The organism is Haladaptatus paucihalophilus DX253, assembly GCF_000376445.1.
Classification (GTDB): domain Archaea; phylum Halobacteriota; class Halobacteria; order Halobacteriales; family Haladaptataceae; genus Haladaptatus; species Haladaptatus paucihalophilus.
In genome coordinates, this window is the sequence record NZ_AQXI01000001.1 from 2,607,787 (window position 1) to 2,628,989 (window position 21,203).

General features: G+C 65.4%; 19 protein-coding genes. 8 read left to right on the top strand and 11 right to left on the bottom strand.

The genetic code is table 11. The annotated features are described in order from the left end of the window. The first annotated feature begins 71 nt into the window (after window positions 1–71). Window positions 72–785 (top strand): hypothetical protein, encoded by a 714-nt coding sequence (locus tag B208_RS0114505; RefSeq protein ID WP_007982388.1) that lies wholly within the window; start codon window positions 72–74, stop codon window positions 783–785. Window positions 786–843: 58 nt separating this feature from the next. Here the strand turns inward: B208_RS0114505 and mutS (B208_RS0114510) are convergent, their stop codons facing one another. Next, window positions 844–3,522 (bottom strand): DNA mismatch repair protein MutS, encoded by a 2,679-nt coding sequence (gene mutS / locus B208_RS0114510; protein ID WP_026177860.1) that lies wholly within the window; start codon window positions 3,520–3,522, stop codon window positions 844–846. Window positions 3,523–3,723: 201 nt separating this feature from the next. Between mutS (B208_RS0114510) and B208_RS0114515 the strand changes: the two genes are divergently transcribed. The 3 genes from B208_RS0114515 to B208_RS0114525 all read left to right on the top strand — a co-directional run bounded on the left by B208_RS0114515 (window position 3,724) and on the right by B208_RS0114525 (window position 5,818). Beyond that, a complete protein-coding gene (locus tag B208_RS0114515; protein WP_007982392.1) occupies window positions 3,724–4,914 on the top strand; it encodes an arylsulfotransferase family protein in 1,191 nt (396 codons plus the stop codon). Window positions 4,915–4,956: 42 nt separating this feature from the next. Next, window positions 4,957–5,301, top strand: a complete 345-nt coding sequence (locus B208_RS0114520) for a four-helix bundle copper-binding protein (RefSeq protein WP_018128947.1) — start codon at window positions 4,957–4,959, stop codon at window positions 5,299–5,301. A 124-nt stretch (window positions 5,302–5,425) separates the two neighbouring features. Further along, window positions 5,426–5,818 (top strand): hypothetical protein, encoded by a 393-nt coding sequence (locus B208_RS0114525; protein ID WP_139025536.1) that lies wholly within the window; start codon window positions 5,426–5,428, stop codon window positions 5,816–5,818. A 27-nt stretch (window positions 5,819–5,845) separates the two neighbouring features. Here the strand turns inward: B208_RS0114525 and B208_RS0114530 are convergent, their stop codons facing one another. The 4 genes from B208_RS0114530 to B208_RS0114545 are packed head-to-tail and all read right to left on the bottom strand — an operon-like array spanning window position 5,846 to window position 10,283. Then, the gene (locus B208_RS0114530; RefSeq protein WP_007982395.1) at window positions 5,846–6,796 is read right to left on the bottom strand and encodes a TIGR03560 family F420-dependent LLM class oxidoreductase; all 951 of its coding nucleotides are present in this window, start codon (window positions 6,794–6,796) and stop codon (window positions 5,846–5,848) included. Further along, window positions 6,793–8,175 (bottom strand): bifunctional hydroxymethylpyrimidine kinase/phosphomethylpyrimidine kinase, encoded by a 1,383-nt coding sequence (gene thiD, locus B208_RS0114535; protein ID WP_007982396.1) that lies wholly within the window; start codon window positions 8,173–8,175, stop codon window positions 6,793–6,795. Before thiD ends, B208_RS0114530 begins: the two co-directional genes overlap by 4 nt. Next, window positions 8,172–9,230, bottom strand: a complete 1,059-nt coding sequence (locus tag B208_RS0114540) for an AIR synthase family protein (protein ID WP_007982397.1) — start codon at window positions 9,228–9,230, stop codon at window positions 8,172–8,174. Before B208_RS0114540 ends, thiD begins: the two co-directional genes overlap by 4 nt. Window positions 9,231–9,269: 39 nt before the next feature. After that, a complete protein-coding gene (locus B208_RS0114545; protein WP_007982398.1) occupies window positions 9,270–10,283 on the bottom strand; it encodes an AIR synthase family protein in 1,014 nt (337 codons plus the stop codon). Window positions 10,284–10,505: 222 nt separating this feature from the next. On the opposite strand from B208_RS0114545, the gene B208_RS0114550 reads away from it, so the two are divergent. Beyond that, window positions 10,506–10,718, top strand: a complete 213-nt coding sequence (locus tag B208_RS0114550; RefSeq protein ID WP_007982399.1) for a hypothetical protein — start codon at window positions 10,506–10,508, stop codon at window positions 10,716–10,718. Between the two features lie 424 nt (window positions 10,719–11,142). Here B208_RS0114550 and B208_RS0114555 read toward each other — a convergent pair whose 3' ends face one another. Next, window positions 11,143–12,216 (bottom strand): guanosine monophosphate reductase, encoded by a 1,074-nt coding sequence (locus tag B208_RS0114555; RefSeq protein ID WP_026177862.1) that lies wholly within the window; start codon window positions 12,214–12,216, stop codon window positions 11,143–11,145. A gap of 104 nt (window positions 12,217–12,320) precedes the next feature. Here B208_RS0114555 and B208_RS0114560 point away from each other — a divergent pair, with 104 nt between their 5' ends. Together B208_RS0114560 and mutS (B208_RS0114565) are read left to right on the top strand one after the other, a co-directional pair. Further along, a complete protein-coding gene (locus B208_RS0114560) occupies window positions 12,321–12,641 on the top strand; it encodes an antibiotic biosynthesis monooxygenase family protein (protein WP_007982402.1) in 321 nt (106 codons plus the stop codon). 67 nt (window positions 12,642–12,708) lie between these two features. Further along, a complete protein-coding gene (gene mutS / locus B208_RS0114565; protein ID WP_007982404.1) occupies window positions 12,709–15,375 on the top strand; it encodes a DNA mismatch repair protein MutS in 2,667 nt (888 codons plus the stop codon). An 11-nt stretch (window positions 15,376–15,386) separates the two neighbouring features. On the opposite strand, the gene nucS is transcribed toward mutS (B208_RS0114565), so the two are convergent. Next, the gene (nucS, locus tag B208_RS0114570) at window positions 15,387–16,121 is read right to left on the bottom strand and encodes an endonuclease NucS (protein ID WP_007982407.1); all 735 of its coding nucleotides are present in this window, start codon (window positions 16,119–16,121) and stop codon (window positions 15,387–15,389) included. Between the two features lie 41 nt (window positions 16,122–16,162). Further along, window positions 16,163–16,699, bottom strand: coding sequence for a DUF6735 family protein (locus B208_RS0114575; protein ID WP_007982409.1), 537 nt, complete (start codon window positions 16,697–16,699; stop codon window positions 16,163–16,165). Between the two features lie 114 nt (window positions 16,700–16,813). Between B208_RS0114575 and B208_RS0114580 the strand changes: the two genes are divergently transcribed. Beyond that, the gene (locus B208_RS0114580; RefSeq protein ID WP_007982411.1) at window positions 16,814–18,643 is read left to right on the top strand and encodes a glycoside hydrolase family 15 protein; all 1,830 of its coding nucleotides are present in this window, start codon (window positions 16,814–16,816) and stop codon (window positions 18,641–18,643) included. Window positions 18,644–18,655: 12 nt separating this feature from the next. On the opposite strand, the gene B208_RS0114585 is transcribed toward B208_RS0114580, so the two are convergent. The 3 genes from B208_RS0114585 to B208_RS0114595 form a co-directional block, all read right to left on the bottom strand. Beyond that, window positions 18,656–19,420 carry an NAD-dependent epimerase/dehydratase family protein gene (locus tag B208_RS0114585; RefSeq protein WP_007982414.1) on the bottom strand — a complete coding sequence of 255 codons (765 nt, stop codon included), beginning with the start codon at window positions 19,418–19,420 and terminating at the stop codon, window positions 18,656–18,658. Window positions 19,421–19,681: 261 nt separating this feature from the next. Then, window positions 19,682–20,407 carry a ribonuclease H-like domain-containing protein gene (locus B208_RS0114590; protein WP_007982416.1) on the bottom strand — a complete coding sequence of 242 codons (726 nt, stop codon included), beginning with the start codon at window positions 20,405–20,407 and terminating at the stop codon, window positions 19,682–19,684. Between the two features lie 63 nt (window positions 20,408–20,470). After that, window positions 20,471–21,106 carry a DsbA family oxidoreductase gene (locus B208_RS0114595; RefSeq protein WP_007982417.1) on the bottom strand — a complete coding sequence of 212 codons (636 nt, stop codon included), beginning with the start codon at window positions 21,104–21,106 and terminating at the stop codon, window positions 20,471–20,473. Between the last annotated feature and the right edge of the window lie 97 nt (window positions 21,107–21,203).

The following is a 21,203-nucleotide window of genomic DNA, read 5'->3' on the forward strand; positions in this document are numbered from 1 at the left end:
TGTAACTAACGAAAAAATGCTGCAAAGTTATGGGTCAGTACGTGGATTTCTGCCCGAGGTCATTCGTAAATATGACGAGAACGAGTATCACGCTCCTGTTGGTCCTCGCCGTGGTCTTCGCCGGTTGCGCGTCGCTCACCGGTAACGACGACCAGACGACCACGACGACGACCATCGAAAAGCCGACGAACACGACGGCATCGACGACGAGCACATCGACCGACGCGGGCGACGGAACGACGGACACGTCGTCCGACGTCACGACGACAACGACGGCACAGGCGACGACAACGCAAGCGACGACTACGACCGCCGAGTCGTCGTGGTCGGAACCGAAAGCCCCGAACACGCCGCTCCAGAACAAGATGGACTCGGAGGACGGCGGTAACTGGATACAGAGCGTTTCGGTCGTGAACACGAAGTCCGGAAACGGTGGCTACGCCGCCTTCGACCTGAAGGTCGAGGCCAACACCGACATGCATCACGTTGACCCCGCGGAGCACGGCACGGTGAACGGCGAACCGTTCTTCCTCGTGTACGCCGACGGGTCGCTTGACAACGGGTCCCGGTTCACCCGGACCGAGGGGACGCTCATCGAGCGGATGGACGTTTCCCGGGACGAAAACGGCGAGTTCACCATCACCATTCGACCCGGCGGACTGGAGAAAGCCGGTGTCGAAGACGGCGAAGTTAAGCTCATGGTCCTGCTGATGGACGAGGACAAAGACTGGGACGACATCTACGGCGTCGCCACGGTCACGGTCGATTACTCGTCCGGCGAATAGTCGGCGACCGCTCGCCCGCTCCGACCCGTTCGGGGCGCAACACAGTTTTTTACTCGATTTATCGCTCTTCGACCCGCTGTTGCCACTCCTGCACCTTCGACATCAAATCGATGGGCGAGATGTCGGCGACTTCGACCCCCGCGAGTTCCGAGAGCACGGCCTCCGTTTCCGGGTCGAGCGAGGGACCGGCGGCGTCTGATTCCTCGCCATCGTTCGTCCCGTCCGCGTCGCTTCCGCTCCCGTTTCCGCCCGCTCCGTTCGTTTGGAACTGCCCCGACCCGAGGTCGAACACCGCCTGCACCGATTCGTTCGACCCCGACCCGCGCGCCTCGATGGCCTTCTCCTGTCTGAGTTTGTCGAGCACGTCCCGCGAGCGCTCGACCACGGGCATCGGCACGCCCGCCAAGTCGGCGACGTGAATCCCGTAGGAGCGGTTCGTCGGGCCATCCCGAACGGTTCGGAGGAAGGTCACGTCCCCGTCCCGTTCGTCCGCCGCCACGTGGACGTTCTCGACGCGCTCCAAGTGGTCGGCCAGCGTCGTCAGTTCGTGGTAGTGGGTCGCAAAGAGCGTCTTCGCCCGGACCTCGTTGTGCAGGTACTCCGTCGCGGCCCACGCGATGGAGATGCCGTCGTAGGTCGCGGTTCCGCGACCCACCTCGTCCAGGATGACGAGCGAGTCCTCGCTCGCGGAGTGGAGGATGTTGCTCAACTCCTGCATCTCGACCATGAACGTCGAGCGACCCTGTGCCAACTCGTCCAGCGCCCCGACGCGGGTGAAGATGCCGTCCACTACTCCGATGCGGGCCGACCGCGCGGGGACGAAACTGCCGACCTGCGCCAGCAGGGTGATGAGCGCGACCTGCCGCATGTACGTCGATTTTCCGCTCATGTTCGGGCCGGTGACGATGAGGAACTCGCGGTCGTCGTCCATCCGCACGTCGTTCGGCACGAACTCGGTCGTTCGCTCCACGACGGGGTGACGGCCCTGTTCGATGTCGAGTCCCGATTCGACGAGTTCGGGTCGCACCCAGCCGTTTTCGACGGCGTGGACGGCGAGGCTCGCCAGTACGTCTAACTCCGCCAGCGTCCGTCCGACGTCCTGCAGGAGTTCGGCGTGCTCGGCCACTCGCTCCCTGAGTTCTCCGAACAGTTCGTACTCCAGTTCCCCGCGCCGCTCTTCGAGGCGGAGGATTTCGCGTTCGCGCTCCCGGAGTTCGTCGGTGACGTACCGCTCGGAGTTCTTCAGCGTCTTGACGGCCTCGTACTCCTCGGGCACCTTGTCCGTGTCCGACTTTCCGACCTGCAGGTAGTAGCCGTCCGTCTTGTTGCGGTCCACCTGCAGGTGCGAGATGCCGGTCCGGGACTTCTCTCGGTCCGCCAGCGTGTCGAACCACTCCAGATTCTCCTCGTGGCTGTCGATGATGTCGTCCAACTCCTCGTCGTAGCCACGCCGCAAGAGACCGCCTTGCGTGACCGTGTTCGGCGGGTCCTCCGCGACGGCTTCGGCCAATTCTTCGCGTAATCGCTCCACCTCTTCCCGGTTCGGTCGGGAGACGAGTTCGGCCAGCGGCGACCCGGAAAGCGACGGCGCGTTGGCCACGGCGTCGGCGACGGTCGGGAGGACGGCGAGGCTGTCCCGAACCCGGAGGAGGTCGTGGGCGTCGGCGCTCCCGGAGACGGCCTTGCTCGCCAACCGTTCGAGGTCGTAGGCGTCCGCGAGCGTCTCCCGAATCTCCTCGCGGGCGAGCGCCGACTCCGCGAAGGCGGCGACACTCGACTGGCGTTCCCGAAGGGCGTCGGGCGACCGGCGAGGTCGCTGCAGCCACTCCTTCAGCAACCGCCGTCCGGCGCTCGTCTTCGTGTGGTCCACCGTCTCGAACAGCGACCCTTTCCGGTCACCGTGCATGGTCTCGGTGAGTTCGAGGTTGCGCTGTGTCGTCGCGTCGAGTTCCACGTGGTCGTCGGCGTGGTACGACTGCAACCGCGTCATGGACCCGAGGACGCCCGCGCCGGTCTCCTCGACGTAGGAGAGGACCGCACCCGCGGCCCGCACCTCCGCTCCGTCGCCCGAATCCAACCCGAGGCTGGACAGGGCCTCCGTCCCGAACTGCTCGCGGGTTCGGTGGGCGGCCTTGCCGGGCGCGAACGCGTTCGCGTCGTGAACCGACAGGGAGGCGTCGGTCCGCTCGCGGACCCGTTCGAGGAACGAATCGTCGTTCCGGAGTTCGGGACCCGGAAGGACCTCGGCGGGGTCGAACCGGTACAGTTCCGTCAGCGCCTTGGAATCGGCGTCGGGACCCGAAACGGCGCTGACGAGGAAGCGACCGGTCGTCACGTCCGCGAAGGCCAACCCGTAGCCGTCGTCCACGCGGACGATTCCCGCGAGGTACTGGGCGTCCGCCGAGGTCGTTTCGAGGAGCGTGCCGGGCGTCACGACCCGCGAAATCCGTCGGGCGTGGCCGCCGTCCGTCTCGTACTGGTCGGCCACCGCCACGCGGTAGCCCCGCTCGACCAGCCCTTTCACGTACGGCGTCAGTTCCGAGAGCGGGACGCCCGCCATCGGATAGCTACTGCCGTGGCTGGACTTCTTCGAGACGTTCAGGTCGAGCACGTCGCCGACCAACTCCGCGTCGTCCGCGAAGAACTCGTAGAAGTCGCCGACCTGCATCGTCAACACGTCCGCGTCCGTCTCCGCTTTGAGCGAGAGAAACTCCCCGACGATGCCGCCCTCACTCACGGCGGACACCCCCGGAGACGAGAACCGAAATCATGTACGACAGTGGGGTGGACGCCGACTAAAACGGTGCGGATTCGGCGCGAAACCCCCCGTCCAACGCAGCGGGTCCCGCCGGTACGGTTTTGCCGCCCGACGGCGTTGATTCCCCCTCGCGTGGTTTCCGCTCGTCCCCGTTCCCGTCGGCAACTGGGTGCGACGCTGATGGGACTCGCCGTCGTCGGCCTCGTCTGCACGCTCGTCGTCAGCGCCGCCCTCACGCCGCCAATTTCCAACGTTTCGTCGGGTCCGGTTTCCAACCGAACCGTCGTCGGCGTCCAGTCCACGACGACCGACGGGCGGGTCGTCGCGCTCGACGCTGACGGCCATCGCGTCTGGCAGTACGGTCACGCCAACGGCTATCACGACGTGTCGTGGCTCCCGAACGGGACGGTGCGCGCGGCGTTCATCGATAACGGCTATCGGAACTGTGGCCCGTACGAGTCGCCCTGTGCCCGGACGGGCGTGCGAATCATCGACCCGAAGCCCTCGCCGCACGTCGTCTACGAGTGGACGTTCCCCGTCCGCTCGGGCTTGAACAGCGAACTCCACGACGCCGAACTGCTCCCCTCGGGCGAACTGCTCGTCGCGGACATGGACAGAGAGCAGGTGTTCACGCTCGCGCCGAACGGGACGAGAACGTGGCAGTGGAACGCGAGCGAGCGGTACGACCCGCCGTCCGACCCGACGCGAACCGATTGGCTCCACATCAACGACGTGGACCGAATCGGTCCCGGTCGCTACCTTGTCAGCGTCCGGAACGCGAACCAACTCCTCGTCCTCCAGCGCGGTGAGGGTGTCGTCGATGTCGTGAACGCCGAGGGGAACTGGCGACTGCTGAACAAGCAACACAATCCCCAGTACCTCTCGAAGGACGCCGTTCTCGTCGCCGACAGCGAGAACGACCGCGTGGTCGAACTCCACCGGACGGACGGGGAGTGGAGCGTCGCGTGGCAGGCCCACGGCGCGGGCGGCATCGGTTTCAACTGGCCGCGGGACGCGGACCGACTACCGAGCGGCCACACGCTCGTCACCGACAGTCGAAACAACCGGGTCGTCGAACTGAACGAGTCGGGGGCGATGGTCTGGAGCGCCCGCGTCCCCACGCTCCCCTACGAGGCTGACCGCTATCCGGGCGAGTATCCCGCCGGACCGCCCACGGACGAGACGGGCGACGTCGGAACCGGGACCACGAAACTTCCCGTCTTCGACTACCTGCTCGACAGCGCCCGGCACGTCGTCGCGCTTCCGTATTGGGTCGCCGGGTGGCATCTCGCGGTCGGATGCGTCGCGCTCCTCGTCTTCCTCGTGGGACTGTGGCTGTTCGTCCGGGCGTCGGAAAAGCCGATTGCGTGAGCAACCAGAATCGACACTCGTCGTTCTCCCGTCCGTCGTTCCGTGGCGCTCACTCAAATCGACCACTTGGACGCCGAGATGGACAACTGCATCAACGACTGCTTCGAGGCGACGCAAGCCTGTGAATGGTGTGCGGACCGGTGTGCCGACGAGGACGAGGAGATGGCCGAGTGCATCCGGCTCTGCCGCGACGTGGCCGACATCGCGTCGATGCACGCCCGATTCATGGCGCGAAACTCGAACTACAGCGACCAGCTCGCCGAAGCCTGCGCCGGTATGTGCGAGGAGTGCGCCGAGGAGTGTTCCCGACACGACCACGACCACTGTCAGGTCTGTGCCGACGTGGTGGAAGACTGTGCCGAAAGCTGTCGGCAGATGATGGCGTAGACGACGCGAGCGGACGGTCCCCGCTTCGGTTTCCCGGGGTTCGTTCGACGGTCGGGTCGCGTCTTCCCAGACTCGATATGTGATTTTGAGAAGATATTCACCGGTCTATCGGTAGTCGCTTCTCATGCCTTCACTCGACAGTCGAGCCCTGCTCGCGTCTCTTGTACTGCTACTGGTGGCTGTGCCCCTCTCCGGCTGTGCCTCGCCGCAAAACGAGTTCCCCGAACACCGCGTTTCGATACGCAACTCCGACGACGAGCCACACGACGTCGCGTTCGTCGTCGAATACGACGGCGAGCGACTGTCGAACGAGTCACTCCGCCTCTCCGCGAATTCGTCCGAACCGCTGTCCACGTTGAACCGTTCCGGCCGGTACACCCTCCGGTTGACCGTGGACGGCAGAACCGTCTCCCGAACGGTCGAACTGCCGGTCGTCGAGGGCGACCGGCGGTCGTTCACCGAGTTCACGATAGCGGATAACGGCACGGTATCCGTCTTGAACTATCATGAGGACTGAGGAGAACGGCGGCCGCGAACCGCGGACTCAAACGATTCCGTCCGCAAGAATGCCTAAACTGTCGTCTCGGGGCGCGTCCGGCACGCTAAGCATGAACGCCTCGATACCGACGTCCGCGTAGCGTTCCAGTTCCGTCCGAACCTCGTCCGGCGTCCCGACCAGCGCGGTCTCCAGATAGCCCGCGAGGAAGAACTCCCGGGGTTCGCTCGGGTCGTTCGGCAGGTGGCGCTCGGCGAACCGCTCGCGCTTTTTCTCCGCCGCCGCCCGCGAATCGGCGACGAACGCGAACAGTTCCGCGGATTTCGTGATGTCCTCATAGCGTTCCTCGTCCTCGCAGTGGTTCTCGAGCACCGCCAACTTCTCCGCGAAGCCGTCCGGGTCGAGGGTACCGTAGTTCCATCCGTCCGCGAGTTCGGCCGTGTACCGGAGCGTGAACTGCTCACCACCGCCGCCGATCCAGACGGGTGGATGCGGGTCCTGAACCGGTTTCGGGCGACAAAAGGCATCTTCGAGAGTGAAGTGCTCACTGCGATGCGAAAATCGCTCGTTCGTCCACAGCCCGCGGAGAATCTCGACCGTTTCGCGCAGTCGTTCGATGCGCGCGGCGGGCGGTTCCCGGAACTCGTAGTCGAAGCGCTCGAACTCGTCCCGGTACCACCCCGCGCCGAGTCCGAGGTCGAGGCGGCCGTCGCTCACGCGGTCCACGGTCGCGGCCATCTTCGCCAGCAACGACGGGTGGCGGTACGCCTGACAGGTGACGAGTGTCCCGAGTCGAACGTCTTCGGTCGCCTCCGCGAGCGCCGAGAGCGTCGTCCAGCACTCGTAGGTGTCCCGTTCGGCGTCCCCTATCCACGACTGGAAGTGGTCTTCGAGCCACACGCCGTCGAACCCGCACGCTTCCGCGTCGAGCGCCACGTCACGGACGGCATCGTAATCGCGGCCGTACTGCGGGAGGACGATTCCGACGTCGGCATTCACGACCCGTCACCCGGTTCGGCTTCCAACGCGGAGAGCACCGCGAACGTCCGGCGCTGAAGCGTCTCCGCGTCGTCCGCCAGCAGTTTCACGATGGCTTCCTTTCCAACCTCGCCCCGGTCGATTATCGCCACGGGCGTTCCGTCCGCCGACTGAAACGCCCGTTTCGCACCCCAGCCCATCGTGCTGCCCTCTTCCGCCTTGACGTCCTCGGGTTCCGCGTCGCGGTCGAACTCCGCGACTTCGCCGCGCAGGGTCGAGAGCGCGTCTTCCACGTCGGCGTCGAACCGGCAGTTGACGGCGAACCGCAAACTGGGGTCGAATTCCCGTGCCGAGAGCAGGAATCGGGCCACGTGACTCGACGCGCCGAAGCGCACGCCGCGGTTCGGATTCACGCCGGACAGCGTGCGGGTGATTCGCCCTTCGACGGCGGCGGTCTCTCCCACGCTCTCGGCGGAGGGCGTCGCCCCGACGACGTTCATGCCGACTTCGGGGACCAGCGCGCTCACGTCCCGTTCGACGAAGGAGCGGACGACCGCTTCGACCGCTTCCGCGGTGTCGGTTTGGGCCGCTCGGTTCCGAAGTTCGGCGAGGTGGTGGACCGCTCCCGGTCCTTCGCCGACGTCGAGGTTATATCGGACCGCCCGCTCCATGAAGTCGGTAGCACCCGCCACGGCGGTTTCGAGGTCGTCACCGAGCGCGAGTCGGGCCGCGACGGCGCTGGCGAGCGTGCACCCCGACCCGTGGGTCGCCTCGGTGTCGATGCGCGGGTGTTCGAAGACGGTCGCGCCGTCGCCCGTGACGAGCACGTCCCGGACCGTCTCGCCGGGGACGTGGCCACCCTTCACGAGGGCGGCGTCCGCACCGAGTTCGCGGAGGGCTTCGCCCGCCGCTTCGGCGCGTTCGTCGTCGGTCGGTTCGATGCCGGTCAGGACCGCGACCTCGTCCGTGTTCGGCGTGACGAGCGTCGCGTGCTCGAACAGGTCCTCGTAGGCTTCCTCGCCCGCCGAGTCGAGCAGTCGGTCGCCCGACGCCGCGACCATCACGGGGTCCACGACGACCGGGACGTCCACCTCGGCGACCTGCTCGGCGACGCTCCGCACGACGGGAGCCTCCGCGAGCATGCCGGTCTTGACCGCCCGCACGTCGAAGTCGGAGAGGACGGCCTCGCATTGAGCCTCAATTTCCGCGACGGGAAGCGTGGCGAACCCCTCGACGGCGCGGGTGTTCTGTGCCGTGACGCTCGTGATTGCGCTGGTGCCGAACACGCCGTGGGCCTCCATCGTCTTCAGGTCCGCCTGAATCCCCGCCCCGCCGCCGGAGTCGCTTCCGGCGATGGTCAGCGCGACGGGGAGCGAGACGGGTGCGGCGGTTCGCGTCATGTCGATTTCTCCATGAACTCCTCGAAGGCGGCCCAGAACGGGTCCGACTCGGGATGTTCGATTTCTTCTCCATCGACGGTAACGCCTTCTCCTTCGCGGACGTCACCGATGATTCCCGCGGGGATGTCGGCGTCGTCGAGCGCGGACACGACGCGTTCCGCGTCCTCCGGCGCGACGGTCAACAGAAGCGTCCCTTCGCTGATGGACGACCATGGGTCGATGTCGAAGAACTCGCACGCCTCCAGTACGCCGGGAAGCACCGGCATATCGTCGCGGCTCACGTCGAGGTGGACGCCGCTGGCAGTCGCCGTCTCGACCAGCGCGCCGTGGACGCCGCCCTCCGTGGCGTCGTGCATGGCCGACACGTCGCCCGTCTCGGCGGCGATGCGGGCGTCCTCCACCGGACTCATGTCGTAAAAGCGGTCCTTGGCTTCCTCGGCGGTCTCCTCGGGGAGGTCCATGAGGTCCGCGAACTGGTTGCTCAACAGGCCGGTCGCTTCGACGGCGGGACCTTTCGTGAGCACCACTTTGTCGCCCGGTCGCGCGCCGTTCGGTCGGACGACGTTCTCGGGGTCGCCAACCGCCATCGCGGTGGCTCCGCCGACCATCGGATAGTTACAACCCGCGTATCTGGCGGTGTGCCCCGTGACGACGCTGACGCCCAGTTTCCTCGCTTCGCGGTCGAACGTCTGCCAGACCGTTGCGAACTCCTCGTCGGTGATTTCCGGCGGGAGGTTGAAATCCACCGCGAGGTGGGTCGGTTGCAGGCCGCTGACCGCCACGTCGCTCATCAGGATGTGGAACGCGAACCACGCCGCCCGCTCGAATCCGAGCGAGGGCATGATGAAGATGGGGTCCGTCGCCGTCGCTATCGCTTTGCCGCCGACTTCTGACACGTCGCCAGACGCACTTTGACTGCCCACCGAGTCAAGCTCGATGACACCAAAATCCACGCCGTGCTGTGGCTGTAACGTCACGTCGTCGCGTTCCGCGCCGAGGTGCGGGAAGATGTACTCCTCGAAGAATTCGCCGTCTACTTTGCCTAACTCGCTCATCGGTTCGGAATATTACTTTGTGGTATTTATCGGTGGTGTTCACTCCCGTTCGGCCGACAACTCTGCGAACACCTGCAACGAGGGGTCTACGTCGGGATGTTCGATTCGGTCGCCATCGACGTACACTCCTTCGCCCTCGCGCACCGTCCCCATTTCGGCCGCCGGAATCCCGGCGTCGGAGAGCGCGGCGAGGACCGTCTCCGCCCCCTCCGATGCGACCGTCAGCACGAGCGTTCCCTCGGTCGTGGATTCCCACGGGTCGACGTCGAAGTACTCGCACGCCTCCAGCACGCCCGGAAGCACCGGCACGTCGTCGTGGCTCACGTCGAAGCGCACTCCGGCGGAGCGGGCCATCTCGACCAGCGCGCCGTGAATCCCGCACTCCGTGGCGTCGTGCATGGCCGTGACCGGTCCCGCGTCGGCCGCCACCAGCGCGTCCTCGACCGGACTCATGTCGTAGAATCGGTCCTTCGCGTTCTCGATGTCGTCCTCGGGGAGGTCGATCTGGTCCTCGAACAGCGTCACGAGAAAGCCCGCCGTCTCCACTCCCGGTCCCTTCGTCACGAGCACTTTGTCGCCCGATTGCGCCCCGTCAGGCCGGACGAGGTTCTCTTTCTCCCCCACCGCGAGCGTCGTCGCGCCGCCGACCCACGGATACTGACACCCGGAGTATCGCGCGGTGTGGCCCGTGACGACGCTGACGCCCAGTTTTCTCGCTTCGCGGTCGAACGTCTGCCAGACGGTGGCGAACTCCTCGTCGGTGATTTCCGGCGGGAGATTGAAGTCCACCGCCAGATGGGACGGACGCAGGCCGCTCACCGCCACGTCGCTCATCACGACGTGGAACGCGAACCACGCCGCCCGCTCGAAGCCCAGTTCGGGCAGGAGCGAGAGCGGGTCCGTGGCGAGCGCGACGACGTGAGTGTCCAATTCAATCACGCCGAAGTCCACGCCGTGTTTCGGCCCGAGGAGTTCGTCGTCGCGGTCCGCGCCGAGGTAGGGATAGATGTGTTCATCGAAGAAATCGCGGTCTATCTTCCCGATGTCGCTCATACAGGTGGTATTTGGGCTGCGCACAAATCCGTGCTGATTCGGCCGGTCGGATACGCTCCCGCGGGTTCGCTTTTTTCTTGGCCTCGAAACCGCATCCGCCAACCTCCCAAACCAATAGAATTAACTCACGACGGACAGATACGTCGAACGAAGCAACAGGGTTTCGCCGAAAGGCAGGTGGTAGGACACCTACTCTGCTTGCTTCAGGACCCTTCCCAAAGCATGTCGAACAACGAACCTTCTTCGGAAAAACGTATCGCCACCGAACAACCCTGTCTCCATCTCAACGGCGTCGCCCCCGACGACCTGAACGCGGAGGTCCACCTCGGCATCCACGACCTCTTCGACGAGCACTACCTGCCGCTTCGAAGCATCTCCGTCGAACGACGGCGTAAACGGCTCCCGAACGCCGGGATTCGGCGGTTCCGCTACTGACCCCCTACCGCCGTTTTCCCCGGCATCGATTTTTGTTCGATGTCGTGTCTTCGAACGCCCGCAACTCCTTGCTACGAACAAGATTCTCTCTGGTAGATGCCACCGGGAGCGGTGTAGAGCAGTTTTCGAACGCCTCCGTCCGGTCGCTACGAGATGTGTTCGTGTGACGAGTTGGTAGTTCTTCCGTGAGCGCATGGACAGACGTCAATGAAACCGCCACCGCACAGCACCGCGACAACCACTCCCCCCCAACCGATTCGCTTCGCTCATCCACCGTCAGAGCAACGCTCTGACGAGCCATTCGTTCGTTCCGTTGTCACTCACGAAGACCTCGCACGCTATCAACACAGCCCTTCGGAGACGTATCCTCAGGGCTGTGCCAGCGCGCGCCACGTCGAAAATCGAGATGCGCGACGTCTGTGGATTACTGCAGCGGAGCCAGTGCTTCTTTCTCCGCTTCCGTTTCGACGTTTGCGAAGACGGAGTGAGCGCCTTCGCGTTCCCGCGCGCTCGGGGCGACTTGGATGAATTCGGCGTTCTCGCGGGCGGCGGCGATGTCGTGGCCGCCGCAGTAACTCAGTCCCGAGCGGAGTCCGGCGAGGAAGGTCTCGGCTTCGTCGGCGAGCGGGCCTTTGTACTCGGTGAGGCCCGCGATTCCCTCGTCGGCGTCGGGGGTGAGGTCCTTGTCGGTGCGGTTCTCGTTCGCGGCGGTGGAGGCCATGCCGCGCGAGCGCTTGAACGTCCGCCCGTCCACGGTCACGGTTTCGCCGGGCGCTTCCTCGGTTCCCGCGAAGAAACTGCCCATCATCACGGTGTCGGCACCGGCCATGAGCGCCTTCGCGGCGTCGCCGGAGGTGCGGATGCCGCCGTCGGCGACGATGGGGATTCCCAACTCGTCCGCCCGGTCCGAGCAGTCGTCCACGGCGGTCAGTTGGGGGACGCCCGTCCCGGCGACCTTGCGGGTCGTGCAGTGCGAACCGGGGCCGACGCCGACCTTCACGCCGTCCGCGCCCGCCGAGTAGAGGTCCGAGACGGCTTCCGGCGTGACGACGTTTCCGGCGACGAGTTCCGCGTCGGGGAACTCGGCTTTGATTTCGGACACGGCGTCCAGACAGCGCTCCATGTGGCCGTGAGCGACGTCGACCATGATACAGTCCCCGCCCGCGTCGAGCGTGGCCTCCGTCCGGCCGATGAATTCCTCGTTGATACCGACGGCGGCGCCGACCAGTCCACCGGCCGCTTTCACCGAGCGAACCTGTTCGGCCTGCTCCTCGATGCCCATGAAGCGGTGAATCGTTCCGAGGCCGCCCAACTCCGAGAGGGCGATTGCGGCGTCCGTCTCGGTGACGGTATCCATCGGCGCGGAGAGAAGCGGCGCGTCGAGTTCGAGGGTCGGCGTCAGCTTCGTCGTCAGGGAGACGTCGCTCCGGCTATCGACCGGGGAGCGTTGCGGCACGAGCAGCACATCGCCGTACGAAAGACCTGTCCTGATGTCCATCGGTAACCTTCACTTCCGAGTTTCCGACTCCACTTAACTCCACTGAAAACGGACGGAAACGGTCGGCAACAGCGTATTTCGTGTCGCGTGGTGAACGATATTCGATGACGACCATCGACACAGAAACGGACGTGACGACCCTCATCAACGTCTTCACCGTGGTTCCCGAGCGACAAGACGAACTGGTGGACCTCCTCGCCGACGCCACCGAGGAGACCATGCGTCACCTCCCCGGTTTCGTCTCCGCGAACATCCATCGAAGCCGGGACGGAGAACGCGTCGTCAACTACGCCCAGTGGGAGAGCGAGGCCGACTACGAAGCCATCTTCGAGCGGCCCGACGTGCGCGAACACATGGACGGGGCGCTCGAACTCGCCACGGCGGACTATCACCTCTACGACGTGGCGCTCACGGACGAACGGTAGCCACGCGCCCCGTCCGCTCCGCCGCGATTCCGGTGGCTTATTGCCGTGCGGGAACTGGGTTTCTCGCATGGACGCGGCGCTGGGGGCACCCGAGAAGATGGCCGAACACAGCGACGAGCTGACGCCGATGATGCGCCAGTACTTCGAGCTGTGTCGGCAGTACGACGATTCGATGGTACTGTTTCAGGTCGGCGACTTCTACGAGACGTTCTGCGAGGCGGCCGAGCGCTGTTCGAGGATTCTCGAAATCACGCTCACGCAACGCGAGGACAACACGGGGACGTATCCGATGGCCGGAATTCCCATCGACAACGCCGAATCGTACATCGAGGCGCTGTTGGACGCGGGCTATCGCGTCGCCGTCGCCGACCAAGTGCAGGACCCGGCGGACGCCTCCGGCGTGGTCGAACGCGCCGTCACCCGCGTCGTCACGCCCGGCACCCTGACCGAGGACGAACTGCTCCACGGCGACGACAACAACTTCGTCGCCAGTCTCGCCCACGACGAGGGGTACGGCCTCGCCATCCTCGACGTTTCGACGGGGGACTTCTACGCGACGACGGTCGAAACCGCGAGCGAGGTCCGCAACGAAGTGGAGCGGTTCGCACCGACGGAAGCCATCGTCGCCCCCGCCCTCGACCCCGACTCGGCCGCGTCCGACGGTGCGACCGACACGCAGACCCCCGACGTCTTCGACGCGGACTGCATGGTGACGGAGTACGCCGGAGCCACCTTTGACATCGACGGCGCGAGCGAGTTGGTCGCCGACTACTTCGGCCCGCCGGACCGACTGCTCGCCACCGACGCCGAAATCCGGGCCTGCGGGGCGCTTCTCTCCTACGCCGAGTACGTCCGCGGCGGCGAAGGCGTGACCGAGGACGACACTGACGACACCGACACCCGTCTCGACTACCTCAACCACCTCACGCGGTACGACCCGCGCTCGTACATGCTGTTGGACGCCGTGGCGCTCACGAGTCTCGAATTGTTCTCGTCCCGCGCCGTTCACGGGCAGGACGACGCCACGCTCGTCGGCGTGCTGGACGAAACCGCGTGCGCCCTCGGCAGTCGCAAACTCACGGACTGGCTCCGCCGCCCCCTGCTGGAACGCGACCGCATCGAAGCCCGACTCGACGCCGTGGAGGAGTGGACGACGACGGTGCAAGCGCGCGAAGAGGTCCACGAGCTTCTCCGAAACGTCTACGACATCGAACGCCTCATCTCCCGCGTCTCCCGCGGCCGGGCAAACGCCCGCGATTTGCGCTCGCTGAAGGCCACGCTCGACGTGGTGCCGGACATCGCGGAGGCGATGGAGGGCGTCGAATCTCCCAAACTACGACGCCTCCACGAGAATCTGGACGAGATGGCCGACGTGCGCGACCGAATCGGACGCGCGATTCCCGAGGAACCGCCAATCGAAATTACCGAGGGCGGCGTCATCAAATCGGGCTACGACGACGAACTGGACGACCTCCGCGAGACGGAGCGCTCGGGGAAGGCGTGGATAGACGACCTCGAAGCGAGCGAACGCGAGCGGACGGGTATCGGGTCGCTCAAGGTCGGCTACAATCAGGTCCACGGCTACTACATCGAGGTCACCGACCCGAACCTCGACAAGGTGCCCGAGGACTACACGCGACGGCAGACCCTGAAAAATTCGGAGCGATTCTACACGCCGGAACTCAAGGAGCGCGAGGACGAAATCGTCCGCGCCGAACAGCGCGCGGACGAGTTGGAGTACGACCTCTTTTGCGAGGTGCGCGAGGCCGTCGCCGAGGAATCAGAGCGGGTGCAGTCGCTCGCCGAGACGCTGGCCGAACTCGACACCCTCGTCGCGCTGGCCGAAGTCGCCGCCAAACACGGCTACTCGCGCCCCGAAATCGTCCCGGAGGGCATCGAGATTCGAAACGGCCGCCATCCCGTCGTCGAGCGAACCCAATCTTCGTTCGTGCCGAACGACACCCGCCTCGACCACGACACGCTGGCGGTCATCACCGGCCCGAACATGGCCGGGAAATCGACGTACATGCGGCAGGTCGCGCTCATCACCATCCTCGCACAGGTCGGGAGTTTCGTCCCCGCCGACGAGGCGCGCCTCGAACTGGTGGACCGCGTGTTCACCCGCGTCGGCGCGAGCGACGACATCGCGGGCGGCCGCTCGACGTTCATGGTCGAGATGACCGAACTCGCCGACATCCTCGGAAACGCGACCGACCGCTCGCTGATTTTGCTGGACGAGGTGGGCCGCGGAACGAGCACGACGGACGGTTTCGCCATCGCCCGCTCGGTGACCGAGCACGTCCACGACGAAATCGGCGCGAAGACGCTCTTTGCGACCCACCACCACGACCTCACGGCCGTCGCCGACGACCTTCCGAACGCCATCAACCTCCACTTCGGCGCGACCGAGCGGGACGGCGAGGTCGTCTTCGACCACCACATCTCGGAGGGCGCGACGATGGCCTCCTACGGCGTCGAAGTCGCCCAACTCGCCGGTGTCCCGGAGTCGGTCATCCGCCGCTCGAAGGACCTTCTGGCCGAAGACGAGGGGGACTCGGTGGACGAAGGCACCTGTCTTCGGGACGCCGACCCGAGCGATTCCGCTCCCCAGTCACCTCCCGTGACATCCGCTTCGAACGACGTGCTCGCCGAACTCCGCCGTACCAACGTCGCCGACACGACGCCGCTCGAAGCGTTGCAACTGCTCGATAGGCTGAAGAGAGAGTTAGACTGAGTTGTGTCCGTTCAGGGTTCCAACGAGACGAACTCCAACCCGCTTTCGGCGAGCATGTTGCGGGCGCGTTCCGTCACCGACGGCGCGACGAGAACGCCGCGAATCTCGGCTTCGGCGTGCAGGTCGCGGCGGAGGGCGTCCACGTAGCGCCGGAGTTGGCCGACCGCATCGGGGCCGACGCGCCGTCGTTTGAGTTCCACAACCATCGTGGTGCCCTCCGCGTCCGTGCCGTAGATGTCGATGGCACCCGCCGCCGTCTGGCGCTCCGTGGCGAGCGGCGTGAAACCCGCCTCCACGAGGTCCGGGTCGTCCAGAATCCGCTGTCGGAGGTCCTCTTCCGTCCCGTCCAGGGACAACTCCGTCGCGTCGGTCACGTCGAACGCGGACACCTGCGTGAGGCGCTCGAACTCGACTTCGAGCGATTCGCTCGGACTCGTTCGCTGGCTACCGACGCGGAGGCGGTCGCCCACGAGTTCGGCGTCGAGGGTTCCACCCGGCGGTTGCCAGTTCACCGGTTTCTGTCCCTCCTCGGTGTGGACGAGCGTGGTTCCGTCGGGTTTGAGCACGACGAGTCGGTCGCCGGGACCGAGATAGCTCTCCGCGCGGCCGTCGTAATCGACCGTACAGCGCCCGAACAGGGTCACGAGGTCTCCCCGTTCGATGGCCGTCTCGACGTGTGCCAGCGCCTCGCCGTGCGTCGGCGTCCGGAGCGTGGCGGGGTCCGTCCTGTCGTTCGTCTGCGTCACTGACCGATGGTAGATGGTAGTCGGATAAAAACCGATTGCCATCACCGCACGGAAATCACCTCCCGGCGGCTTCCCGCCCACTCGCCGACGCGAGATGCGAGGTAGTCGTGAGCGTCCTCGACATCGAGCACGTCACGGCGAACCATGTCCCGAACCACATCCCGCGTCGCGCGAAACCAGCGGCGGACGCGGGCGGCGTCGCGCTCCGACTCGACCGCGACGAGCGCGCCAGCGTGCACGTCGGCGTCGGCGGTCACGCCGAACCAGAGCGGGAGGTACGCGGCGACGAGCCACGCCAGGGAGACGACGTAGAACGCCTCGAACGCCCGATAGTCGAACGTCGCGGCATCGTCGAACGCCAGCGCGGTATCTCGGGGCGTCGGGTCGATTGCGGGCGTCCATCTCTCTCCGGTTCGGGTCGTGCGGTTACCCGCGAAGGGTGTTTCCGGCGTGATTTCGTGACTGAGTTCGAGGTCCGCCGCGCCCCAGTGTGCGTAGTGACGGTCGTACCGGCCGTCGGGTCGCTCGTAAACGACGAGTGCTCGGTGTCCCACGGTGGCCCGGAGTGCTCCCGTCATCACATAAAAACGTCCGCGTCGTCGCCGACGACGCGGACGGTGAACCGCCCAAAGGTTCAATTCGTTGCTCGGTCGAATTCTCGGTATGACGCGGTTCGCTGGGGGTCCGAAACGATGACGCGGTATTCTCCGCTCGAACGGTACGGACTCATCGGTAATCTGGAGACCTGTGCGCTGGTCAACGACGAGGGCGAAATCGAGTGGCTCCCCCTGCCACACGTCGAATCATCGAGCGTGTTTACGAGCGTCTTGGACGCCGAAAACGGGGGATGCTGGCGGATTCAGCCGACCGACTCGTTCGACTCGGAACAGTCGTATCTCGACGGAACGAACGTGTTGCGGACGACGTTCGAAACGGACTCCGGGCGCGTGCGGGTTACCGATTTCATGCCCGTCCGCGACGACGGCATGGAGCGTGCGGTCTACCGCGAGGTGACGGCCGTCGAGGGGAGCGTCGAACTCGAACTGACGTTCGCCCCGCGATTTGATTACGCACGGGCGGAATCGGTCGTGGAATCCGCCGACGGCGGGATTCGTGTCTCGGACGGGGAGTATCCGACTGACGACGCGGAATTCGTCTTTCTCGCGGGCGGTGTCGGATTCGAGGTGGACGGGGCGACCGTCCGCGCCACGTGGTCGCTGTCGGCGGACGAATCGACGTGGTTCGTGCTGTCGCACGAGGAAACGGGTGAGGCGGCCCCCGACGCTTGTTCCCAACGTCTCGACCGAACGGTGGATTTCTGGCGCGAGTGGGTGCATTCCTGTCCGGACGGGTGCTCGTTCGACGGAGTGCACCACGACCTCGCGGTCCGGTCGGGATTGGTGCTCAAACTGCTCACCCACCGCGAAACGGGAGCCATCTGTGCCGCGCCGACCACCTCGCTCCCCGAGAACGTCGGCGGGGTTCGAAACTGGGATTATCGCTACAATTGGATTCGAGACGCCGCGTTCACGATTCAAGCGCTCGCCAACCTCGGCCACACCGCGGAAGCAGAATCGTACTTCGATTGGTTCCTCAACCTCAGCCACGCCGAGCACCCGACGCAACTGCAACCGCTCTACGGACTGCACGGCGCTCCCGACCTACAGGAACGAACGCTCGACCATCTCTCGGGCTACCGCGACTCGTCCCCGGTTCGCGTCGGCAACGCGGCGAAGGACCAGCGACAACTCGACATCTTCGGCGAACTCCTCTTGGCGATATTCGAAACGACCGACGGAGACGAGTTCAACCCCCACGACTGGGACGCGATTCGCGGTATCGTCGAGCACGTCTGCGACGTCTGGGACGAACCCGACGCGGGAATCTGGGAAGTTCGCGGCGGCCCGCGTCACTTCGTCCACTCGAAGGTGATGTGTTGGGTCGCGCTCGACCGCGGCTTGCGAATCTCCGACGAGTGGGGGTTCGACGCCCCGACCGGAAAATGGGAGCAGACGCGCGACATGATCCGCGGCGAAATCCTCGAACGGGGGTACGACGACGATATCGGGAGTTTCGTCCAATCCTACGGTTCGAAGTCGCTGGATGCGACGGCGTTGCTGATAGCCATCGTCGGTTTCCTCCCGTTCGAGGACGGCCGGGTGCAAAACACCATCGACGCCATCCGCGACCGACTCGAAGCGGACGACGACGGTCTCGTCCGGCGCTACGACGGCGCGGACGGTCTACCGGGCGAGGAGGGGGCCTTCGTCATCTGCTCGTTCTGGCTCGTCTCCGCGCTGGCGCTCTCCGGTCGCGTCGAGGAAGCACGCGACGTGTTCGAGTCGGTCTGTGACCACGCGAGTCCGCTCGGCCTGCTCGCCGAGGAAATCGACCCGGAGACGGGGGAACTGCTGGGAAACTACCCGCAGGCGTTCAGTCACGTCGGGTTGGTCAACGCCGCGCTGTATCTCGGCATGGCCGAGCGCGGGGAGGAGTCGGTCCCGGAAGCGATCGGAAAATAGCGGCTCCGAACCTCATTCGAGGACTTCGGTCGCGTTGTCGCGCGGCCGGTAGCCGAGCGCACGCTCCGCCCAGAGCAGGGAGAGGAACCGGTCGTCGTTGCGCGACGTGGCGTGGGCGGTGACGGCCCGTTCCGGCAGGTCCGCCGTCACGGCGGCGCGAATCACGTCGCGGCAGTCCCGCGGGCTGAGCCACATGGCGCGGGCGAAGCGGGCGTGTTCCTCCGGTTCGTCCTGCGTGTCTCGAAGGCCGTCTTCGGGAAGGAGCCACCCGATTCGGAGGTTGACGACCTCGATACCGTGCCGGTCGGCGTAGTAGGTCCCCAACGCCTCGCCGGTCACCTTGCTCACGCCGTAGTAGGAATCCGGGCGCGGCGGGTCGTCGTGGGAGATCGGTTCGGCCGTCTCGGTCGTCATCGTCTCCGTCTTCGTTCTGTCGGCGGCGTTGTACATTCCGACGGCGTGGTTCGAGGAGGCGAAGACGACCCGCCGAATCCCGTGTTCCCGCGCCGCCTCGAAGACGTTCCGCGTTCCCTCGATGTTCACGTCCACGGTGCTCCGCCAGTCCGCCTCGGGCGACGGGTTCGCCGCGAGGTGTACCACCACGTCGTGTCCCGACAGGGCGTCGGAAAGCGCGTCGTAGTCCGTCACGTCACAGCGCACGCTGTCGATGTCGTCGTGCTCGCTGTGCGTAATCGGCGTCACGTCGTGGTCTTCGAGCGCGGCCAACGACTCGCGGCCGACGGTGCCTCCGGCACCCGTCACTGCGATCCGTGTCATGTCGGCGTGATTCGTCCCCGACGACCCTATATCCTCCGTCGAACGGTGTCAGGAAACTATCGATTCGTGGATTTGGCGACGTGGCGTCGAACGATTCCACTCCGTTCGTTTTTTGCTACTGAATCCTATCGTCGAACACTGATTCGATGCCTGGTTAACTAATAACTACTATAAAGTACTGAATAGTCCTAAATCATACTGAAGAATACTATTCTCGGCGCTTCTCGCCGTCAGGAACGTCCGATTGCATCCGTCTTCGAATCACGCCCACGACGCGGTATCCGCGACGTCGAACGGGCGGGCGTCGGCGAGGTCGAACAGGTGTACGACGTCCTCCCGGCCGTAGTGGTCGAGCAGTTCGTGCAACGACCGGAACGTCAGCGTCTCGGTCGCTCCGGCGGCCGCGAGCGCGATGTACCGCTCGCCGAACACGGGAACGTCCTTGTTGATGACCTTCCCGAAGCCCCGAAACTTCTCGGGGCGGAGCGCGTCGAGGTCGATACCGTGGTCGTACGTGTCCCAGCGGGTGTCCTCTGGTCGGATTCCGACCTCTCGGCACGCGGTTTCGAGCCGCGTGTAGTCGCCGAACGCGTCCCACGCCGGACGCCGTAAATCGACGTGCGCGAGGTCCGCTTCGAGTCGGGTCCGAAGCCGTTCGGCGAGGCCCTCCCGCGTCGAATCGGCCGCCGCCCTTGCTCGGCCGAAGAGTTGCGGCACGTCGAACGTCTCGCCGCCGTAGGTGATGTACTCGTCCCCGTCCCGCTCGGCGAGCCAATCGAGCGTTCGTGCGACCAAATCGAGTTCGTCGTCGGGCGTGTCGTCCCGTCGGAACAGCATCTCCGTCTCCCTGTCGCCGCCGGGCGATTCGTAGCCGACCGCGACCGCGAGCAGTTCGAAGTACGCCGGGTCGCGGAAATCCGGCGGCGTCTCGTAGTGGTCGAGCGTCGGGCTCACCGTTTCGATGTCGAGTGCGAACCGTCCTGCCATCTATCGTTCACGGCGTCGGGCGGCGATGGTAAAACTATGGTAATCTGTTTCGGCGACCCCGCGTTACCGGTCGCCGTCCACGAGCCGTTCGAGTTGCTCCGGCGGGACCGCACCGCGCGCGGCGTGGCCGTCGTACGCGAACGTCGGGACGCCCGTCACACCGCGCCGTTGCGCTTCCGCGGACCTGTCTTGAAGCTCTTCGCGGAGGTCGTCGTCCGCGATTGCGTTCCGAATCTCGTCCGTATCGAGTCCCGCGCCTTCCGCGAGGTCGGCGAGGACGTCCGCGTCTCCGATGTCCCGTCCATCCTGCCACAGCGCCTCGAAAATCGCCTCGTCGAAGTCGAGCCAGTCGTCGGGGTGCTCGGATTTGACGTAGTAGGAGGCGACTTGCGCGCGGAGCGAGTCAACGTCGGTCGCTATCTCCTGAGCCATCTCGACGTCGTACTTCTCCTGTAGCCGCCGGACGTTCTCCCGCGCTTGTCGGTAGTACTGTTCGCCCTTCCCGTCCTCTGCGCTCTGGTCGATGGAGCCGTCGTCGTTGCGCTTCCCGCTCCGCAGGTCGAACGGATGCCAGTCGAGTACGAGGGGGTCCTCGCGCGTCTCCCGATACCGCTCCAGCGACTGGCGTCCCAGATAGCAGAACGGGCAGACGTAATCGGAGTACACGACGAGTCGGTCGGCCGCTTCGGGGTGGCTCATGGATGGCCGTTGTGCGGTGGGGTGCAAAAAGCGGATGGCCTCGGAAGCGGTTGCCCCTTCGTCGGATTTCCCGTCGTCAGCTCCGCGAGCACTTCGT